Origin of the sequence: Sinosporangium siamense (genome assembly GCF_016863435.1) — a bacterium.
In the GTDB taxonomy this organism is placed as follows: Bacteria; Actinomycetota; Actinomycetes; order Streptosporangiales; family Streptosporangiaceae; genus Sinosporangium; species Sinosporangium siamense.
In genome coordinates, this window is the sequence record NZ_BOOW01000018.1 from 30,182 (window position 1) to 50,176 (window position 19,995).

The 19,995-nt window shown below is 67.5% G+C and carries 18 protein-coding genes; 16 read left to right on the forward strand and 2 right to left on the reverse strand.

Annotation, left to right across the window (positions count from 1 at the left end):
* Window positions 1-30: 30 nt before the first annotated feature.
* The 3 genes from Ssi02_RS13495 (at window position 31) to Ssi02_RS39785 (ending at window position 2,537) form a co-directional block, all read left to right on the forward strand.
* On the forward strand, window positions 31-318 hold the full coding sequence (locus Ssi02_RS13495; RefSeq protein WP_204025435.1) for a hypothetical protein: 288 nt from the start codon (window positions 31-33) through the stop codon (window positions 316-318).
* Window positions 319-657: 339 nt separating this feature from the next.
* Window positions 658-1,245, forward strand: coding sequence for an ArsR/SmtB family transcription factor (locus Ssi02_RS39285; RefSeq protein WP_275410665.1), 588 nt, complete (start codon window positions 658-660; stop codon window positions 1,243-1,245).
* Window positions 1,242-2,537 (forward strand): MFS transporter, encoded by a 1,296-nt coding sequence (locus Ssi02_RS39785; protein WP_204025436.1) that lies wholly within the window; start codon window positions 1,242-1,244, stop codon window positions 2,535-2,537. Before Ssi02_RS39285 ends, Ssi02_RS39785 begins: the two co-directional genes overlap by 4 nt.
* Here the strand turns inward: Ssi02_RS39785 and Ssi02_RS13510 are convergent.
* Window positions 2,470-3,387, reverse strand: coding sequence for a glutathione S-transferase family protein (locus Ssi02_RS13510; protein WP_204025438.1), 918 nt, complete (start codon window positions 3,385-3,387; stop codon window positions 2,470-2,472). The genes Ssi02_RS39785 and Ssi02_RS13510 overlap by 68 nt on opposite strands.
* Before the next feature lie 107 nt (window positions 3,388-3,494).
* On the opposite strand from Ssi02_RS13510, the gene Ssi02_RS39290 reads away from it, so the two are divergent.
* The 7 genes from Ssi02_RS39290 to Ssi02_RS13545 all read left to right on the forward strand — a co-directional run bounded on the left by Ssi02_RS39290 (window position 3,495) and on the right by Ssi02_RS13545 (window position 10,224).
* Window positions 3,495-4,571, forward strand: a complete 1,077-nt coding sequence (locus Ssi02_RS39290; protein WP_275410666.1) for an MBL fold metallo-hydrolase — start codon at window positions 3,495-3,497, stop codon at window positions 4,569-4,571.
* 538 nt (window positions 4,572-5,109) lie between these two features.
* A complete protein-coding gene (locus Ssi02_RS13520; RefSeq protein ID WP_204025440.1) occupies window positions 5,110-6,165 on the forward strand; it encodes an ABC transporter substrate-binding protein in 1,056 nt (351 codons plus the stop codon).
* Window positions 6,162-6,956 (forward strand): ABC transporter ATP-binding protein, encoded by a 795-nt coding sequence (locus Ssi02_RS13525; RefSeq protein WP_204025442.1) that lies wholly within the window; start codon window positions 6,162-6,164, stop codon window positions 6,954-6,956. Before Ssi02_RS13520 ends, Ssi02_RS13525 begins: the two co-directional genes overlap by 4 nt.
* A gap of 154 nt (window positions 6,957-7,110) precedes the next feature.
* On the forward strand, window positions 7,111-7,866 hold the full coding sequence (locus tag Ssi02_RS13530) for an ABC transporter permease (protein WP_239128889.1): 756 nt from the start codon (window positions 7,111-7,113) through the stop codon (window positions 7,864-7,866).
* Window positions 7,863-9,185 (forward strand): LLM class flavin-dependent oxidoreductase, encoded by a 1,323-nt coding sequence (locus tag Ssi02_RS13535; protein WP_204025443.1) that lies wholly within the window; start codon window positions 7,863-7,865, stop codon window positions 9,183-9,185. Before Ssi02_RS13530 ends, Ssi02_RS13535 begins: the two co-directional genes overlap by 4 nt.
* Complete coding sequence (locus tag Ssi02_RS13540; RefSeq protein ID WP_204025444.1) at window positions 9,182-9,703, forward strand: NADPH-dependent FMN reductase; 522 nt, start codon at window positions 9,182-9,184, stop codon at window positions 9,701-9,703. The genes Ssi02_RS13535 and Ssi02_RS13540 overlap by 4 nt, the downstream gene beginning before the upstream one ends.
* Window positions 9,703-10,224, forward strand: a complete 522-nt coding sequence (locus Ssi02_RS13545; protein WP_204025445.1) for a flavin reductase family protein — start codon at window positions 9,703-9,705, stop codon at window positions 10,222-10,224. Before Ssi02_RS13540 ends, Ssi02_RS13545 begins: the two co-directional genes overlap by 1 nt.
* Window positions 10,225-10,247: 23 nt before the next feature.
* On the opposite strand, the gene Ssi02_RS13550 is transcribed toward Ssi02_RS13545, so the two are convergent.
* Window positions 10,248-11,822, reverse strand: coding sequence for a PucR family transcriptional regulator (locus tag Ssi02_RS13550; RefSeq protein WP_204025446.1), 1,575 nt, complete (start codon window positions 11,820-11,822; stop codon window positions 10,248-10,250).
* A 123-nt stretch (window positions 11,823-11,945) separates the two neighbouring features.
* Here Ssi02_RS13550 and Ssi02_RS13555 point away from each other — a divergent pair, with 123 nt between their 5' ends.
* The 6 genes from Ssi02_RS13555 to gdhA all read left to right on the forward strand — a co-directional run bounded on the left by Ssi02_RS13555 (window position 11,946) and on the right by gdhA (window position 19,964).
* A complete protein-coding gene (locus tag Ssi02_RS13555; RefSeq protein ID WP_204025447.1) occupies window positions 11,946-13,031 on the forward strand; it encodes a DUF917 domain-containing protein in 1,086 nt (361 codons plus the stop codon).
* Window positions 13,028-14,320, forward strand: a complete 1,293-nt coding sequence (locus Ssi02_RS13560) for a hydantoinase/oxoprolinase family protein (protein ID WP_204025448.1) — start codon at window positions 13,028-13,030, stop codon at window positions 14,318-14,320. The genes Ssi02_RS13555 and Ssi02_RS13560 overlap by 4 nt, the downstream gene beginning before the upstream one ends.
* 185 nt (window positions 14,321-14,505) lie before the next feature.
* Entirely contained in the window at window positions 14,506-16,065 is a 1,560-nt protein-coding gene (locus Ssi02_RS13565) for a hydantoinase/oxoprolinase N-terminal domain-containing protein (protein WP_204025450.1), read from the forward strand.
* Window positions 16,066-16,067: 2 nt separating this feature from the next.
* A complete protein-coding gene (locus Ssi02_RS13570; RefSeq protein WP_204025452.1) occupies window positions 16,068-17,159 on the forward strand; it encodes an S-methyl thiohydantoin desulfurase family protein in 1,092 nt (363 codons plus the stop codon).
* 70 nt (window positions 17,160-17,229) lie between these two features.
* Entirely contained in the window at window positions 17,230-18,231 is a 1,002-nt protein-coding gene (locus Ssi02_RS13575) for a zinc-dependent alcohol dehydrogenase family protein (RefSeq protein ID WP_204025454.1), read from the forward strand.
* Window positions 18,232-18,620: 389 nt separating this feature from the next.
* Entirely contained in the window at window positions 18,621-19,964 is a 1,344-nt protein-coding gene (gdhA, locus tag Ssi02_RS13580) for an NADP-specific glutamate dehydrogenase (protein WP_204025948.1), read from the forward strand.
* Window positions 19,965-19,995: the final 31 nt, after the last annotated feature.

The following is a 19,995-nucleotide window of genomic DNA, read 5'->3' on the forward strand; positions in this document are numbered from 1 at the left end:
TGGTGGCCACCGCTAAGGTCCTTTGGTCGCGTGCTCGTGCTGGATGTGGGAGTAGTTGAACCCCGAGGCGCTATTGAAAAGGCTCGCAAGCTGTTGCTAGAACGCGGATGGAAAATCGATTTGCCGGTCAAAGGCGAAGAACTCTATATGAGCTCCAGAGGGCGGCAGGGGGCCGAGCTGCTCATTTTTAGCGTGAGATCTTATGTTCAGGAATGGGGCCTGGAGAGTTTGGAAGCGCCAAGCGAAGTGAAGGCAATCAAAGAGGCGCGACAAATGTCCTCCTCGGACGGTCTTCTGCTAGTCCACGTTCAGCCTTGAAGCTTTGTCCCTTAGCCTCGGGCTTTCGGGATGGGTTTCGGAGAACTTGATCGTTTGCATGAGAAAAATGCCCTTCAACTGGGAAAGTCGGGTTTGTCCAAGGTTCCGTCCAAACCTCCTGGCCGCCGTGAACTGCATTGCTAGATCTAGCGTCCATCGTCTCAGAAATCCCGCCTTGCGGCGTGGGGGGACGCGCTTCATCCGCTGAAATGGCTTTCGGGTTGGGATTGGGGTTTGGGGCTGATGATCTGGCTTGTGGCGCGCGGCAATGCTTGGTGAGGTGGGTGAGCATGCCAAGGAAGTCTTGCAAAGAGATCTTTGCATGCTTACCATGCGGGCATGGAGGAGATCTATCACGTCACGGATCCGCGCACGCTCAAGGCGGTGAGTCATCCGCTCAGGGTGCGGATGTTGGGGTTGTTGCGGGCGGAGGGGCCGGCTACCGCTTCGGAGTTGGGGCGGCTGGTTGGGGAGAGTTCGGGGGCTACCAGCTATCACCTGCGGGAGCTGGCGAAGTACGGGTTCATTGAGGATGATCCGGGGCCGCGGGTGGGGCGGGAGCGGCGGTGGCGGGCGGTGCATCGGTATACGTCGTGGAGTGTGGCGGAGTTAGGGGAGACGCCGGAGGGGCGGGCGGCGGTTCGGGCTATGCGGGGGCGGCAGCTTGAGGGGCTTGTGAGGGATTTTGAGGTTTGGAGGGAGGGGGTGGAGGAGGCGGGAGCGCTATGGGATGAGGCTTTGGGGATGTCGGATTCGGTGGTGGAGTTGTCGGCCGAGGGGGTGCGGCGGTTGGGGGAGAGGCTTTGGGAGGTTTTGGGGGAGGTGATTGCGGAGGATGTAGAGAAGAAGGCGCGGGGGGAGACTAAGCAGGTGGGGGTTTATTTGGCGTTCTTGCCTTACTCGGGTGCTGAGGGGGAGGGGCGGTGAGTGTTACCGGGCGCTATTTGCTGGTTAGTTTTCTTACCTGGTTGTCGCCTGGGTTGACGGTGGCGGCGATGGTTCTGCTTATGGGGGCTCGAGGGCAGAGTATTGCGGTTATCGGGGGGCTGCTGGCGGTTTATTCAGTGGTTGTTATCGTGCTCGAGCTGCCTACTGGGGGGTTGGCGGATGTTTGGGGGCGGCGGGTGGTGTTGGCGGCGGCTGCGGGGTTTGGGGCAGCTGGGGCGTTGGTTATGGCGTTTGCTTCGTCGTTTTGGGGGTTCTTGGGGGCGATGGTTTTTATGGGGGTGGGGCGGGCGCTTTCCAGTGGGCCTGCCGAGGCTTGGTTTGTGGATGCCTTGCAGGCGGAGAAGGGGGAGGGGGTGGATTTGCGGCCGGGGTTGGCTCGGGGGCGGACGATGGATGCCGTGGGTGTTTGTTTGGGGACGTTGGTTGGGGGGACTGTGCCGCTGTTCGTGCCCCGGGAGGCTTCCGTGGCTTTGGCGGTGCCCATGGTTTTGGGGGCGGCGGCTTCGGGGGTTTTGCTGGTTGTGGCGTTGATGGTGATGACGGAGGCTCGGCGGGAGCGGGCCAAGTTTGGGGAGGTTATGCGGGCTGTGCCGTACACGGTGGGGATGGGGGTGCGGCTGGCTGGGGTTGATGGGGTTTTGCGGAGGTTGATGGGGGTGAAGGTGGCGATTGGGGTTGTGTTGGGTGGGGTGGAGCTTCTTACGCCTGGGATGGTGCTTCAGCTCACTGGGCGGCCCACTCTGGCCGGCACGGTTTATGCGGTGATCGCGGCGCTTGGGTTTGTGGGGAGTGGTTTGGGGAGTTTTGTGACGCCGTGGGCCGCGAGGAGGGTGGGGGGTTCTCGGCAAGGAGTGCGGGGGGCTGTTGTTGGGGGTTTGGGGGCTTGTCTGGGCATTGGTGGTGTGGCGGCCGCCGGGGTTTTGGGGGAGGTGGCGGGGCTTGTCGCAGCCGCCCTGGCGTACGTGGTGTTGTTTGCGGGGCTGGCCATGCTTCAGGTGTTGTGTGCGGAGATGTTGCACCATCGGGTCACCTCTGGGGAGAGGGCGACCGTGATGTCCGCTCAATCGCTCTCGCTGCAGGTTGGTGGGGTGTGCGCAAGTGTGGCCCTCGGTGCGCTCGCGGCCGGAGTCGGTACGGCAGGAGCCTTCTTGGCGTCCACCTCGGTGATGTGCTTGTCGCTGCTTCTCTTCGTTCGGGTTCCGTTCAGCCGCGGCCGTGAGGGGCATCCCAGTCCAGGGCAGGTCCCACTGGCACAACCTGGCTCGGATTGACGTTCGTCTGCGTGATGAAGTAATGCCGTTTGATCTGGTCGAAGTCGGTTGTGTTGTGGAACGCCGGGCGTTGGTAGAGGTCGCGGGCGTAGGCCCAGAGGGCTGGATAGTCGGTGAGGCGGCGGATTGAGCACTTGAAGTGGGAGTAGTAGACCGGGTCGAACCTCGCCAAGGTGGTGTAGAGCCTCACGTCGCTGTCGGTCAGTTGGTCGCCGTGGAGGAAGCGGTGGGTGGTTAGGCGTTCTTCCAGCCTGTCCAGGGTGGTGAAGACGCGTGTGACGGCGTCCTCGTACTTCTGTTGGTTCCTGCTGAAGCCTGCTTCGTAGACGGCGTTGTTGATGCCGCCGTAGAGCCAGTCGTTCATGGCGTCGATGTCGCGGCGGAGTCTCGACGGGTACAGGTCGGGGGAGCCGGCGGCGTGCCAGGGGGCGAAGGCGGTTTCCAGGGTGATCGTGAGTTGTGGGTAGTCGTTGGTGACCAGGCGTTCGGTCTGGGTGTCCCAGATGCAGGGGACCGTGTAGCGGCCGAAATACTCCGGGTCGGTCGCGTGGTAGAGCTCCGACAAGTAGGAGGCGCCGGTGACGGGGTCGCGGTCGCCGGGGGAGAGGGTGAATCGCCAGCCTTTGTCGTCGCGGATGGGGTCGACGACGGTCAGGCCGATGATGTCCTCCAGGCCGAGGAGCTGCCGGACGATCAGCGAGCGTTGTGCCCAGGGGCAGGCATATGAGGCGTAGAGGTGATAACGCCCGGGGCCTGGCGGGTAGGGGCTGTCGGGTTCGATGCGGTTGGTGAACCGGTTGGGTTGACGGACGAAACGCCCGTCTCCGGAGATCTCGCGTCCCAGCTTCATGCTTCCACGCTACGACGCCCGACTAGACGATGCCCGATTAGAACAAGGTTCGGTCGAGAGGGCAGAATCAGTTTCGGTACCACGAACCCCCGTGAGAGGAGTGCCAGGTGGACAGCGCCCCGGCGAGGCCCGCAGGTGTGACCCCGGCTAACGAGCAGCAGCGTACGGCGTGGCGGGCGGGAGGTTTTCCCGAGGTCGAGCGGGTGCGGCCGGGGATCTGGTCGATCCCGGTGCCGCTTCCGTTGGAGGCGATGCGCTATGTCCTCGTCTATGCCCTTGAGGTGCCCGGTGGGGTGGTGCTCGTGGACGCCGGGTGGGACACCGACGAGGCGTATACGGCGTTGTGCGATGGGCTGGCGACCGCCGGTTATGCGATCACCGATGTCAAGGGCGTGTTGGTGACGCATATCCACCACGATCACTACGGTCTCGCGGGGCGGGTCCGGGAGAGTTCCGGGGCCTGGGTGGGGTTGCATCCCGCCGATGCGGCGCTGCTTGACGGCGATCTCGACGATGATCGTCTGAATGCCGCCATCGCGCAGGAGCGCTCCTCCTTGGTGCGCGTGGGAGCGCCGCCGGAGGCTCTGGAGGGGTTGGCGGGCATGGCGAAGATGTTCCGGGAGTACATGTCCCTGCCGCGGCCCGATCGGCTGATCGAGGACGGTGAGCGTCTGGACCTGCGGGGGTGGAATTTGCAGGCGTTGTGGACTCCGGGCCATTCGCCGGGGCATCTGTGTTTTGTGGAGCCCGACCGGCGGCTGCTCTTCTCCGGCGACCACGTCTTGCCGAAGATCACTCCGATCGTGGCGGTGCATGCCCGGTCGACGGCGAACCCCCTGGCGGACTATCTGGACTCGCTGGCCAAGGTGCGCGATATGGAGGTCGAGGAGGTGTTGCCGGCCCACGAGTATCGCTTCCTGGAATTGGCGGATCGGGTCGACTATGTGATGGCGCATCACCATGAGCGGCTGGCCGAGATCGAGGCGGGGCTGGGGGAGCGGGACGGGGTGAGCTGCTGGGAGCTGGCCGGTGTGCTGACCTGGTCCCGGCCCTGGGAGGCGATCCGGGGGTTCATGCGCAGGGCCGCCTGTAATGAGACCTTGGCGCATCTGGTCTGGCTGGAGGCGCGGGGGCGGGTGGTCCGGGTGCCTGGGGAGCCTGACCTCTGGTACGTCAAGCGGTGAGGGTTTCCACGCTAGTCGAGGGAGCCTGGTCTGCGGGGTGAGGGAGTGCTGGGAGGGGCGCTCCCGCTCCTCGTGAGAATTTTCATGTAAAACCAGTAGGAAATATTGACTTAGTCCCATTTCGGTCCGTACTGTCGAATCCATGAGCCAGGGCCAGAACCTGACGAAGCGCATGCATGTGGACTTCGGTCACGTGGTCAGCGCGCAGTGTTGTCGCAAGCCGTAGAGCGCGACCTCAGAGACCGTCGATCGGTGGTGCGTCGCGCGCTCAGCCCGGACGTCCACGTCTAAAAGCCGTCCCCCAGCTCTCACCGGCAGCTCCTCAGAGCCGTACGTGGCGTGATCCCGCTGAGCCCCGCCCTTTCCCATCTCCAGCGACCATCAGCCATCCAATCCCGCTATGTCCCCCGACTCAGGGATCCCCCACAGGATGCTCAGGCACCTCGCCTAGGGATCCCCCACCCCGGGATCCCCATTTTTCGGGACATGGCGTGGGTCGTGCCGGCGATCCGCCGCGCGACAAGTGAGGACGAAACCCGTGAAATCCCTCCGTCATGCCCTAATAGCCACCGTCCTTCTCACGTCCCTGACTGCCTGCGGCGCGTCCGCCGCCACCACAAATGCCGAGACCCTGGAACTCCGCTACCAAGGCAGCGTCGGCCAGGTCACCCTCCCTGAACTGGCCGAGGACCTCGGCTATCTCGCGCCTGTCAAGCTCAAGTGGATCGGCAACACGATCAGCGGCCCCCAGGACATCCAGTCCGCCGCCACCGGCCAGACCGACTTCGGCGGCGCGTTCAACGGCGCGATCGTAAAGCTCGTCGCCGCCAAGGCTCCCATCAAGGCCGTGATCAGCTACTACGGCAGCGACAAAGACTCCTTCCAGGGCTACTACGTCCTGGACAACAGCCCCATCAAGACCGCCCGCGACCTGATCGGCAAAAAGGTCGGCATGAACACCCTGGGCGCCCACGCCGAAGCCGCCCTGAAGGAATACCTCAAACGCGGCGGCCTCACCCCAGACGAGATCAAGCAGGTAGAACTGGTCGTCGTCCCGCCGGTCAACACCGAACAGGGCCTACGGCAAAGCCAGATCGACGTCGCCGTGCTCGGTGGCGTGCTCCGCGACAAGGCCCTGGAACGCGGCGGGCTACGCACGCTGTTCTCGGACTTCGACCTGTTCGGCCCCTTCTCAGCGGGCAGCTACGTGCTCACCCAGAAGTTCATCGACGAGAACCCGCAGACCGTCAAGAAGTTCGTCGAAGCCACAGCGAAAGCCATCAAGTGGACACAGGAACGCCCACGCGAAGAGGTCGTGGCGAAGTACAAGGAGATCATCGCCAAGCGCGGTCGCAGTGAGGACACCACAGCGGTCGGGTTCTGGAAGAGCACGGGCATCGCGGCCCCCGGCGGCGTGATCGCGGAGAAGGAGTTCCAGACCTGGATCGACTGGCTGGAACGCGAAGGCGAACTCACACCAGGCCAGGTCAAGGCCTCCGACGTCTACACGAACGCCTACAACCCTCTGGCAGCCAAACGAGTAGCAACGCCCGCAGGAACCCCCCAAGCAACGTCCGAAGGACAGTCGCGATGACCGCGAAAATCAGCATCAGAGGCGTCACCAAGGACTTCTCCGTACGCGACCACGACGAACCGTTCACCGCCCTCCACGACATCCACCTCGACGTGCGCACGGGGGAGTTCCTCACCCTGGTGGGCCCCAGCGGATGCGGCAAATCCACCCTGCTCGACCTGCTCGCCGGACTCACGGCGCCAACGCACGGCGAGATCCTGCTCGACGGAGTCCCGATCGAGGGGCCGGGACTCGACCGCGGAATCGTGTTCCAGCAATATGCCCTCTTTCCCTGGCGTACGGCTCTCGCCAACGTCGAGTTCGGCCTGGAGGCCAAGGACACGAAGAAGCGTGAGCGGCGAGAGCGGGCGCGGCACTTCCTGGACCTGGTCGGCCTGAGCGGGTTCGCCGAACGTTATCCCCACGAGTTGTCGGGCGGAATGCGGCAACGGGTGGCGATCGCGCGCAGTCTCGCGTTCGACCCGGATGTGCTGTTGATGGACGAACCCTTCGCGGCGCTCGATGCGCAGACACGGGAGACCTTGCAGGAGGAACTCCTCCGCATCTGGGAGAAGACCCAGAAGACGGTCGTCTTCATCACCCACGGCATCGACGAAGCGGTCTATCTCGGGCAGCGGGTCGCCGTCATGACGTCGCGCCCAGGCCGCATCAAGCATGTGCTCGATGTCGAGTTCGAGGCACGAGAGGGTGATCTGCGGGCGGACGCCAGGTTTGGGGACTATCGCCACGTGGTGTGGACCCTCCTGCGCGACGAGGTGGCGGCGGCACGGCAGGAGGCCCCCGTTGGTTAGCGTCAGCACCCCCACGACCACGGCGCCGCAGCTCGCCACCCCTCCGACAGAAGCTCCGACAGAAGCTCCGACAGAAGCTCCGACGGAAGCTCCGACGGAAGCTCTGGCAAAAGCTCCGGCAAAAGCCCCCACGTCACGTACGGCGAAGCCTGCAGTGCACCTCCTGAAAGGACTGCGGCGAGTCGCAGCAATCACACTGCTCGCCGTGGTCTGGGAGGTGTTGCCCAGAACCGGCGTCGTCGACCGCACCTTCCTCCCACCCCTGTCCGAGGTGCTGACCGCCCTGGCCAACCTGGCGGCAACCGGCGAACTCCTCGACCACACGCAGGCCAGCCTCGGCAGATCCCTAGCCGGATTCGGCCTGGCGATCGCCCTGGCCATCCCCCTAGGCCTGCTGATCGGCTGGTATCGCCCCCTCGCGGACTTTCTCAACCCCCTCCTGGAGTTGTTCCGCAACACGGCCACCCTCGCGCTCCTGCCCGTGTTTGTGCTGCTCCTCGGTCTGGGCGAGACATCGAAGATCGCCATCATCCTCTATGCCGCCGCCTGGCCGATCCTGCTCAACACGATCGCGGGTGTGCGCGGCGTGGATCCGCTCCTGATCAAGTCGGCGCGATCCCTGGGACTCCCGGCACACCGGCTGTTTCAGAAGGTGATCCTGCCCGCCTCCGTGCCCACGATCTTCACAGGCATACGGCTCGCCGGAGCCTACTCGATGCTCGTCCTGGTGGCCGCCGAGATGGTCGGGGCGAAGGCCGGGCTTGGCTATCTCATCAACTACGCCCAGTTCAACTTCCGCGTACACGACATGTACGCCGGCATCATCACGATCTCCGTACTGGGCCTGCTTTTCAACGTGCTCCTCGCCTCGCTGGAGCGCCGATTCTCAACGTGGAGGGCCACCTCATGACAGACTCCCGCAGGCTTCACTTGAACGCCTTTCTCCTCAACGTCGGACACCACGAAGCCGCCTGGCGGCACGCCGACAGCGATCCCTCCGGGGTGACCGATCTGCGGCACTTCCAGGAGCTGGCGCGTACGGCGGAGCGCGGCAGGCTCGACTCCGTCTTCCTGGCCGACGGCCTGGCCCTCTGGAACGACGTACGGCACGGCGCGGCAGGCGGCCTCGAACCGCTGACGTTGTTGTCGGCGCTGGCGGCGGTGACCGAGCACATCGGCCTGATCGCGACGGTCTCCACGACCTATAACGAACCCTTCCATCTCGCTCGGAAGTTCGCCTCGCTCGATCATCTGAGCGGCGGGCGCGCCGGGTGGAACATCGTGACATCGGCGGGTGAGGCGGAGGCCGAGAACTTCGGCAGGGAACGCCCGGCACACGCCGACCGCTACGCGCGGGCCGATGAGTTCCTGGAGGTGGTGAAGCGACTCTGGGACAGCTGGGACGACGACGCGATCGTGGCGGATCGGGTGGCGGGGCACTACGCGGACCCGGCGAAGATTCACCCCGTCAACCACCAAGGGGGATATTTCAAGGTCCGTGGCCCCCTAACCTCGCCGAGATCCCCGCAGGGCTACCCCGTCCTGGTCCAGGCGGGATCGTCGGAGGACGGCAAGGCGTTCGCCGCCCGCCACGCCGAAGCGGTGTTCACCGCCCAGCAGACCCTCGCCGAGGCCCAGGAGTTCTACGCCGACCTCAAGTCACGCCTCGCCGCTCATGGGCGCGAGCCGTACGAGGTGAAGGTGTTGCCCGGCATTTCCCCCATCATCGGCAGCACGGAGGCCGAGGCCCGCCGCCTGGAACACGAACTCAGCGAGCTGATCATCCCGGAATACGGCATCAAGCAACTGTCCGGCATCTTCGGACACGACCTATCGGGCTACCCCCTCGACGGGCCGCTGCCCGACCTGCCACCTGTGCCCGACGGCCAGCAGAGCCGCGTCAAACTGGTCACCGACCTGGCCCGCCGGGACAGTCTCACCATCCGCCAGCTGCTCGGCCGTCTCGCCGGCGGGCGTGGGCACCGGGTCGTCGTGGGCACACCCGAGCAGATCGCCGACCAGCTCCAGGAGTGGTTCGGCAACGGCGCGGCGGACGGTTTCAACATCATGCCGCCGCTGCTCCCCAGCGGTCTCACCGACTTCGTCGACCACGTCGTGCCCGAGTTGCAGAGGCGCGAACTGTTCCGCACCGAATACGAGGGTTCCACGCTGCGCGATCACTACGGCCTGCCCCGCCCGGCCGCGCGCCGTCTGGCGGTGGCGTCATGAGCCTCGTGACGGTGGTGGGCAACCCGAAGCCGGCTTCCCGGACATACGGCGTGGCGGTCGCGGCAGGCGAGGCCCTGGCCCGCGACCTCGGGTACGGCACCGCCCCCGAGGTCGTGGACCTCGCGGCGCTCGCCCCCACGCTGCTCGCCCCCTCCCCGGCGGCGGCGGTCGAGGTGGCGATCGACCTGGTCAAGGGGGCCGATGTGCTTCTCGTGGCGAGCCCCACCTACAAGGGCACCTATACGGGGTTGCTCAAGGTGTTCCTCGACCGGCTGCCCCCTGGCGTGCTGGTGGACAAGATCGCGCTGCCCCTCCTCGTGGTGGGCGACGCACGGCACGCGCTCGCGGTGGAGGTGCATTTGCGTCCGTTGCTCGTCGAACTGGGCGCCGCCGTACCGACCCCCGGGCTGGCCCTGCTGGAGGCCGATTTCCTGAAATCGGACGAGGTGGTGTCGCGGTGGGCGGCGAAGATCGGGCCGCAGGTGGCGGCGCTCCGCGGAGGGCAGGTGAGAGTCTGATGACCGAGATGTTGAACGAGCGTGTGGCGGAGGCCAGGCCGGTGGACGACGCCCGGTTCAAGCGGGCTCTCGCCGTACACGCCGCCGGGGTTGTGGTGATCACCGCACGGGTGCAGGGGGTGCCGGTCGGGTTGACGGCGACGTCGTTCTCGTCGGTGAGTCTCAGCCCGCCGCTTGTGTCCTTCTTCGTGGACGCCGCCTCCAGCACATGGCGGCGATTGCGGGAGGCCGATCATTTCGCGGTTAACGTGCTCGCCAGTGATCAGGCGGAGGTGGCGGCGAGGTTCGCCCGTAAGAACATCGACCGTTTCGCCCCGCCGACGAGCTGGCAGCCGGGTCCCCTCGGGGTGCCGCTGCTCGACGGGGCGCCGGCTCACCTGGTGTGCGCGCCGTACTCGACGGTGGAGATCGGCGATCACAACCTGGTGGTCGGCCTGGTGACGGACACGAGTGTGGCCGGGCAGGGGCGTCCACTCCTCTACCACCAGGGGAGGTTCGGGCGGTTCATCCCGCACCTGTAGCACTACAGGTGGCAGGGGGAGGCCTACGGCGTCAGCCGGAGAGCCAGCCGGAGGGCGAGGCGGTCGTGCGGGTCGTCGAGGTCGACGTTGAGCAGGGAACGAATGCGCTGCAACCGCTGGATCACGGTGTTCCGGTGGAGATGAAGGGCCACCGCGGTCTGGGAGACGTTCGACTCGGTGTCGAGATATGTCCTCAATGTGCTGATGAGCTGCCCCGAAGGGTCCGCGTCGCGGATCGGATCGGTCAGGCTCGCGACGACGTCCCGGGCCGCGCCGTCGGGAAGCCATGTGCGCACCAGACGGCTCGCGGTCATCGCGTCGGACCGCCGTACGACGGCCCGCCCCTGCTGGGCCTCGGCGAACGCCAGGGCGTGCCGGGCGTCGGCGAGGGAGAGGGCGAGCCCGCGCGGTCCCTCGTGCGGGTCGCCGATCCCGGCACGCAGCCGGAGGCGGGGATATCCCCTCTCGATCTCCGCGAGTGCCGCATGGACGCTACCGGCCAGTGCCGCCACCTGGCCGGTGTCCGGTGTGGCGGTGGTCGTCGTCCAGAAGACGACGGCCTGCCCGGTGTCGACCGGCCGGGTGTGCACACCGCTGGTTTCGAGGGCTTGAGCGAGTGATCGGGTGAGGGCCGGTGGCGGCAGGTCGGCGGGGCTGCCGATCGCCCGCACTTGAACGGCGAGATGCCACCCCACCAGCTGCCATCCGAGGGCCGCGGCGCGTTCGATGTCGGCGAGCCCCACGTCGTCGCATTTGCGGAGCAGGTCGTCGAGCAAGAGGCCGGCTTCGCGGTTCTCCCGCTCGTAGGCCAGGGACGCCTGGGCGAGGTGGCCGGCGAGTGCGAGTGCGGCGATCCGCAGGGAGGTGAGGACATAGCCGGAATGGGCGTCCAGCCCGTACGGCACGCGCACGCCGAGCCAGAGCCGAGGCCGGTCCGTCGCGGACGGGAAGCCGGCGACGATCACGAAGGTTCCCTCCGCTCCGGCTTCCACGATCATGTCCCGGGGAGCGGCGCGCCCGTCGAACGAGCGCAGCAGTTCGGCCAGGTAGTCGGGCGGCGCGAGGGTGGGGCCGGCGATCGAGTGGCCGTCGAGGCCGACCAAGGCGACCGGGAAGGCGATCAACCGGGCCAGGCGGCCCACGAGGTCGCCCACGTCGCGCACGGGGTTCATCATGCTTTCGCTCACGGTGCGGATCACGCCGACACCGACGAGTTCGGGATTGCGGACAAGCCGCTCGATACGTGAGCACAGTCCCCGGGGGTCGAGGTCGGGTTCGCGCCAGAGCACGATGCGGAACTGCTCCGCCAGCCGGCGGGTGGGGGAGGGCAGTTCGCCGGTGCCGGCGTCCACCACCACGCAGCTCACCCGTACGGCTGCCGCGCGGCGGATGATCAGGTCCAGGGCGACGTCGCCACCGGCTGCGATCTGCCTGGGCACGATGAGGAGCGCTCCGGGGTGCAACGTCTCGATCTCCTCAAGTCCGGAGAGGATCACGACGGCACTGACCGGGCGGTGTGCGGCCCTATCCCCACCGATAAGGCTTTCGCGGGCGTTTCGTCCAGCGAAGGTCTGTGCGATGGCACCCACGTTCAGCATGGTGGCTCACCTGCGCCTACATCTCGGAAAACTGCTCAGTGTGGGGGAAAAGTGTATGCACTGTGCACAGTGACGATGCCTCCTCACCTGCGCAATGCTTCACGGAAGCAAAGGGAGCAGCCCATGAGATTCACGGCTGACGATGTGGCGCCGATGGCGCTCGGCGCCGCGGTCCTAGGCGGCGGGGGTGGCGGTGAGCCGTTCCTCGCCGAGGTGATGTTGAGGGAAGCGCTCGGTGAGAGCGGGACGATCGAGATCGTCACAGTCGATCAGCTCGACGCCGATGCCGAAGTCGCGCCCTTTGTGCTCTTGGGCTCGCCCCACGCCCTCTCCGAGAAGCTGCTGGGCCTCGCCGAGCCGTCCATCGTGTTCGCCGGCGAGCCGCTTCGCAGCCGCAGGCCGTCGGCGGTCATGTCGTACGAGACGGCCGGGATCAACGCCCTCTACCCGCTGGCAGCCGCGGCGCTGCTGGGGGTTCCCTGCGTGGACGCCGATTTCTGCGGGCGCGGTGTGCCGAGCTTCGACCTGTCCGTGCTCGAACTCGACGACGTGCAGTCCGACTCCTATCTGCTGTGCGACCCGAACGGCCGCACCGTCGTGATCCGGAAGTGGGGCCGGATCTCCGTCGAGCGGCTGGTACGTCCGGTGGTCGAGACCATGGGCTGGCTGGCCGTGCTCAGCACCTCGTCCATGAGTGCGGAGTTCCTCCGCGCCCACGCCCTTCGCGGGTCGGTGAGCCGGTGCCTCGAACTCGGCCGCGTCTTCAGCGGGCTGGCGGGCCTCGACGACGCATGCGCCGCACGGCTGCTTGAGCGCTGCGGGAGCGTGCTGATCGGCAGCGGCGTGATCACCGAGCGCCTGGCCACCGCCGACCGCCTCGGCCTCAGGTCCTCCCTGTCGATCGAACACGACGACGCCGCGGAGGCGCCGCTGCGGCTTGAGGCGCGCAACGAGTTCCACCTGGCCGTGCGAGCCGGCGAGGTCCTCGCCTCGACGCCCGACATCCTCGTGGTCGCCGACCGGGTGAGCTGGCAGCCGCTGTCGACGGAGGACGCCGCGGTCGACCGCGACGTCCACGTCGTCGCGCTCCCCGCCGACGCCCGCTGGCGCACGCGGAAAGGGCTCGCGCTCACGGGTCCCCGCGCGCTCGGCTACGGCCTCGACTACGTCGACTTCTCGGCCGTGGCGACGGGAGGTGGCGTGCGATGAACACCGGGGGCCCCTTCCGTCTCGGGATCTCGATCGCCGGGCCGCGGTTCGGCGCGGTCGCGGTCGACGACTCCGGCCGTGTCGTCGCGAGCGAGGTGACGGAGGGCTTCGGGGGCTTGGCCGTCGTCGTCGGGAGTGTGCTCAAGCAGGTCGGCGCCGGGCGGATCGGGGCGGCGATGCTCGCGATGTCGGCCTTCGCCGACTGGCTCCGCGACCACAGGACCGTCGGCCGGGTCGGGGTGCTGCGCGTCGGCGCGACCCCCACGACCGCCGTGCCGCCGCTGGCCGGATGGCCGCGAGAGGTCGCGGAGCGGGTCGCGGGCCCCTGGCTCACGACCGCGGGCGGCATCGACATCGACGGCAGTACGGCAGGCGAACTCGACCTCGACGCCGTGCGGGACTTCGCCGGGCGTTGCGGGACCGCCGCGAGCGCGGTCGCCGTCTCGGGCTCCTTCTCCTATCTCGACAACCGCCCCGAACGTGCCGCGGCCGCCGTCGTCCGGGACGTCCTCGGCGCCGGCTATCCGATCACATTGAGCGATGACGTCGGTGGATTCGGGCTGTATGAACGGGAAAACGCAGCGATCCTCAACGCCGCGCTCGGCGCACGTGCCCAGACCTTGATCGAAGGGGTGCGGTCCATCCTGCATGAGCACGGCGTGGGAACCGAGCTCTTCGTCGCGCGGAACGACGGCACTCTTGTCACCGCGCCAGGCGCGGCGGCGCTTCCGATTCACATTGTCTCAGGGCATCTCGCGGCGGTTGTCCGGGGCCACGCCCGGATGGCAGGGGTTGAGAACGCCATCGTCGTCGGCGGTGGCGGTCGGCATCCGGGTGCCGGAGTGGTACGCCATGGGCGGCTTGTCCTTGAGCCGACCCCCACTCTCGCGGGCGTTCGCACGAATCAGCCCGTGCCGCTGGGCTTTATGGCGCCGGCCGGGATGACCGAGGACCACCTGGTGAGCTGGCTCCGGCGCCGGGTGGGTGATCTTCCCGTGCTGGACTCCGAGGCGGGTGGCCCGGCGATCGCCGCCGCAGTGGGGGTGGCTCTCGCCCCGGTGTCGGGGAACGTGTGGAGTTTCGTGGGGGATGGCGGCGACCGCGTCGAGGGGATCGCCGAGGCCGGACGGCAGGCCGTCGACAGGGCCGTGCTCGCGGGGGCAGACCCGGCAGGCACGGAGGTCCGCCAGGTCGTCGAGACACAGGCGACGTACATGTCGGGCGGCGCTCTGCGGCTGTTCGTCCAGGCGGCGGGCCGCCCTTTCTCATCTGAGAGCCGAGTTCCATGACCTAAATCCCTCGGTGCCCGATCACCTCAAAGTCCCCACCGAGCAGCCGCTTCCTTCGATCACGTCTCGCCTTCGACAGCCACAGACGTCCCTTTGGCGTGCCTGGAGCGTTCCCAGCGATCGGCCGCCGCATTCCGAACCATGAACGACCAGGGCCCACACCCCCAAGTAGTAGGAGAACCAACGTGCCACTACGCATCGGAATCGATGTCGGTGGGACCAACACCGACGCGGTCGTCCTAGACGGCAGTCGAGTGGTCGCCGCCACGAAGGCGCCGACGTCGAAGGACGTGACATCGGGCATCCTCGCCGCCCTGACCGAGGTGCTCGGCGCCGTGGACACAGGCGAGGTCGCGTCGGTGTTCATCGGCACGACGCACTTCATCAACGCGATCGCGCAGGGGCGGGACCTGGGGCGTGTCGCTGTGGTGCGGCTGGCCACGCCGCCCCAGTCCCTCCTACCGATGATCGACTGGCCCGACCGGCTGCGGGAGGTCGTCGACGGAGGCGTCTACGTGTGTGCGGGCGGGGCGCAATTCGACGGCTCGCCGCTCAACGAACTGGACGAAGCGGGACTGCGCCAGGCCGCCAAGCAGATCGGCGCGTCCGGTGTGCGGCACATCGCCCTGAGTTCGGTCTTCTCCACGGTCAACCCGGAACCGGAGATCAGGGCGGAGGAGATCCTCCGCGAGGAGCTGCCGGAGGTGTCGATCACCCGCTCCGCCCTCGTGGGGCGCAACGGCCTCCTCGAACGCGAAAGCGCGACGATCCTGAACGCCGCCCTCCTCGACCTGGCGGGCAGCGTGATCGACGGTCTTGAGGCTGCCGTCGCCAGCGCGGGCATCTCCGCCACGATCTCGCTGTCGCAGAACGACGGCACCGTGATGCCCCTCGATCGGGCGCGGACCTTCCCCATCTTCACGATCGCGTCGGGTCCGACCAACTCGATCCGGGGTGCGGCCCTGCTCACCGGCATCGACCACGGAGTGGTCGTGGACGTCGGCGGGACCACCTCCGACGTCGGCATGCTCCACCACGGTTTCCCCAGGGAGTCGACGGTGGCGATGAGTTTCGCGGGCGTGCGGAGCAACTTCCGCATTCCCGACGTCCTCTCCCTCGCTCTCGGCGGCGGCACCCACATCGCCGAGGACGGCTCGGCGGTCGGCCCGGAAAGCGTCGGCCACCGCATCACAACTGAGGCGCGGGTCTTCGGCGGCGACACCTTGACCTTCACCGACGTCGCGGTGGCGGCGGGCGCCGCCCAGGTCGGAGACCCCGCAGCGGTCTCCGGCCTCCCCGCCGACACCGTGCGCCGTGCCCTCGGCATCGCGACCGAACGGCTGGTCCGGGCCATCGACAAGGCCAAACTGACCGTCGCCGACATCCCCGTGATCCTCGTCGGGGGCGGCGGGCCGCTCCTCGCCGCCCTGCCGGACCTCGGAGACGTCGTCATCCCGGATCACGCGGGTGTCGCGAACGCCGTGGGCGCGGCTTTCGCCGAGGCCGGCGGCGAGGTCGACCGGATCTACTCACTTTCCGGGACCACCCGGGCGGAGGTGCTGGAGAGCGCCACAGCGGAGGCGGTCGCCCGCGCCGTCGAGGCGGGCGCCGACCCCGAGGCGGTGCGCATCGTCGACACCGAGGACGTCCCGCTCACGCACCTGCCGGGAGGCGGCGCGGTGCACGTCAGGGTGAAGGCCGCAGGCCCGTTCCGCACCCTTGCCACGACTTTGAAAGGACAGTGACGATGCGGCTCATCGACGAAGCGGCGCTCGCCGACATCACCCTCGGCTCGACGGTGCTCGGTTCAGGCGGCGGCGGTGATCCGTACATCGGCATGCTGCTCGCCCGTGAAGCGATCCGGCGGCACGGCCCGGTGCCGCTGGTCGACCTGGACGAGGTGCCGGGCGATGCGAACATCGTCTTCATCGCCGGTCTCGGCGCACCCGGCGTGCTGGTCGAGAAACTCCCGCGCGAGAACGAGTACGCGGGTGTGCTGCGCGAACTCGAACGGTTCACCGGGCAGACCTACTCCTACATCTGTCCCGCCGAGGCGGGCGGATTCAACGGGGTGACGCCGTTCACGACGTCGGCGGTGACCGGGGTGCCCGTCGTCGACGCCGACGGCATGGGGCGCGCCTTTCCCGAATTGCAGTTGGTCACCCCGACGCTTTACGGCGGTCGTGCGACGCCGCTCACGATGGTGGACGAGCACGGCAACGTGATGTCCCTCGAGAGTCCCACCAACGCGTGGTCGGAGGCCTATGTACGTGCCGCCGTGGTGGCGAGCGGAGCCCACGGCGCCATCGCGGTCTATCCGATGACGGGAGCCGAGGCGAAGGAACGCCTTATCCGCGGCCCCATCACGCTCGCCGAGGAAATCGGCCGGGCCATCCGGGAGGCACGCGCCGCGCACACCTCGCCCGTCGAGGCCGTGCTCGCCAAACAGGGGGGAGTGCTGCTTCTGACCGGCAAGGTGGAGGAGGTCGAGCGTAAGAACGAAGGCGGCTGGACGGTCGGAAAGGCCCGCCTGAGCGGACTCGACGACGACCGCGGGCGCCGGATGACCGTGGATTTCCAGAACGAATATCTCATCGCCGAGCGCGACGGACGAGTGGTCGCGACCAGCCCCGACCTCATCATGACCCTGGAGATCGACTCGGGCGAGCCGATCCCCGCCGAGGAGATCCGGTACGGCTATCGCGTCGCGGTTGTCGGGCTCCCCTGCGACCCCCACTGGCGCACCGAGGCGGGCATCGAGATCGCCGGCCCCCGGCACTTCGGTTACGACATCGACTACCGCCCCGTCGAGGAAACGGCGGGCGACGTCCGCGCCTAAACCAACCCCCACCCGGCACGCGCCCACCTCGATGAACACCACCCCCACCTGGACAGAGAGCGATTGAGCCATGCGCGCACTTTTTTACGACCTCCTCGGAGACACCGACGACGCCGCGACGGGTCTCGTCGTCCGCGAGGTCGACGTTCCCACCCCGGGCCCCGACGAGGTCCTTATCCGCGTCTCCGCATACGGCCTGAACCAGGCCGACATCCTGCTGATGAACGGCCGTCACTACACCAGTTCGGATTTCCCGATGCGGCTCGGCTACGAGGCGAGCGGCGTCGTCGAGGCCGTCGGCGCGAAGGTGACCCGTTTCCAGGTCGGCGACAAGGTGAGCACGATCCCCAACGTCGAGGACGCCTACAGCTGCGCGAACGAATTCGCGCTCGCGCGTGAGGCGTTCACGACGCCGTGGCCGGAGGGCTGGTCGGCGGCCGAGGCCACCGGATTCTGGATGCAATACCTGACGGCCTACTACCCGATGAAGGAACTCTTTCCCCTCTCCGAGGGCGACTGGGTATTCATCACGGCGGCCTCGGGCGGCACCGGCCTCGGCATGATCCGGATGGCGAAGGCCCTCGGCGCCAGGGTCATCGCGAGCACACGCACGTCGGAGAAGCGGGAGTTCCTGCTCAAGGAGGGCGCGGACGCCACGGTCGCGACGGCGGAGGAGAACGTGACCGAGGCGCTCATGGCGATCACAGGCGGGGAAGGCGTCCGGCTCGTCTCCGACGGCATCAGCGGCGGGTTCGTCGCCGAATACGTCGACGCGCTCGCCGTGGGCGGAATCGCCTTCGTCCACGGAGCACTGTCCGGGACGAACGACCTGGCCTTCCCGGTCCTGCCGCTCGTGCGCCGCAAGGCGGGGGTGCACGGCTACTCGCTGATCAACGAGACACGCGACCCGGTGACCCTGCAACGCGGGATCGACTTCGTCACCCAGGGCATCGCCGACGGCGTCCTCGGCAGGCCGGTGATCGACAGCACCTTCCCGCTCTCCGAGGCCGCCGCCGCGTACGACCGGATGAAGAGCGGCGTACAGCGCGGGAAGATCGTCGTCACGATGTGAGAAATCGTGGTGCGAGACACCATGGTGTGGGACATCACGGTGTGAGATAGGCCACTCGGCGCCGGCGACCGGGCCGGCGCCGGGCGGGCCGTGCGTGCCCGCCCGTCCCTTGTCTCTTGGCCAAGGGCATGTCCAAACACCGTCTGCCGTAGCCGTTGATCGTGCTCAACGAGCAGCCGATGACGCAGAGTGGCAAGATCGATAAATGCCGGCTCCGCGAGCGCATCGTCTCCGACATGAACCTGGAAAGGTCTGAGAATCCGGTCGTTGAAGGCATCGCCGTACTGATCGGTATAGACCGGTCGTCGGCGCGCTTTAGGCTCGGATGGGATGCTCCCGCCGCAGGTGGCTACCACTCCATGCAGAACGATCAGGAAGGAACGGTGGCGATGACGCTCGATGCCGCTACATCAGCCCTTTATCAGGACATCGTTCGTCGTAATCCCGCCGAGACGGAGTTCCACCAGGCCGTCACGGAGGTCCTGCACTCCATCCAGCCCGCGCTGCGCCGCGATCCCGCCCTAAGAGACGCGAGGTTGCTGGAACGACTATGCGAGCCCGAGCGGCAGACCATGTTCCGCGTCGTGTGGACCGACGACAGCGGCGCGGCCCACGTCAACCGGGGGTTCCGGGTGGGGTTCAGCTCCGCGCTCGGCCCCTACAAGGGCGGGCTGCGCTTTCATCCCACCGTCAACCTCGGCGTGGTGAAGTTCCTGGCCTTCGAGCAGATCTTCAAGAACGCCCTCACCGGGCTGGGCATCGGTGCCGGCAAGGGCGGCGCCGACTTCGACCCGAGCGGGCGGTCCGACGGGGAGGTCATGCGCTTCTGCCAGGCCTACATGACCGAGCTCTACCGGCACATCGGCGCCCAGACCGACGTCCCTGCCGGGGACATCGGGGTCGGATCGCGTGAGATCGGCTACCTGTTCGGGCAGTACAAGCGCATCACCAACCGCTTCGAGACCGGCACCCTCACCGGCAAGGACCTGGACATCGGCGGCAGCCTGGTGCGCCCTGAGGCCACCGGCTACGGCGTGGTGTACTTCCTGGAGGCCATGCTCGCCAAGCGCGGGCAGACCCTCGACGGCAAGACCGCGGTCCTTTCGGGCAGTGGCAACGTCGCCCAGCACGCCATCGCCAAGCTCCAGCAGATGGGCGCCACGGTTGTGGCCTGCTCGGACTCCAGCGGCTATGTGCACGACCCCGAGGGCATCCGGCCGGAGGTCCTGGCCGAGGTCAAGCAGGTGCGCCGCCGCAAGCTGGACGCCTATGCCGAGCTCGTGCCCTCCGCGGAATACATCCCCGGCAAGGCGCCGTGGAACGTTCCGTGCGACATCGCGGTGCCCTCGGCCACGCAGAACGAGCTTACCGAGGCCGACGCGGTGACCTTGGTCAAGAACGGCCTGATCGCGGTGGCCGAGGGCGCCAACATGCCGTGCACCCCGCAGGCGCTGCAGGTCTTCCAGGAGGCCGAGGTCGCCTTCGCCCCCGGCAAGGCCGCCAATGCCGGCGGCGTCGCCACCTCGGCGCTGGAGATGCAGCAGAACGCCTCCCGTGGCCGCTGGGCCTTCGCCGAGACCGACGAGAAGCTCGCCGCCACCATGCGCGACATCCACGACACCTGCCTGGCCACCGCCGACGACTACGGTCAGTCGGGCGACTACGTCACCGGCGCCAACATCGCCGGATTCCTCAAGGTCACCTCGGCCATGAACACCCTGGGCCTGATCTGACCACTCCCGCCCGTCGGTCCCCCCAGCCGAC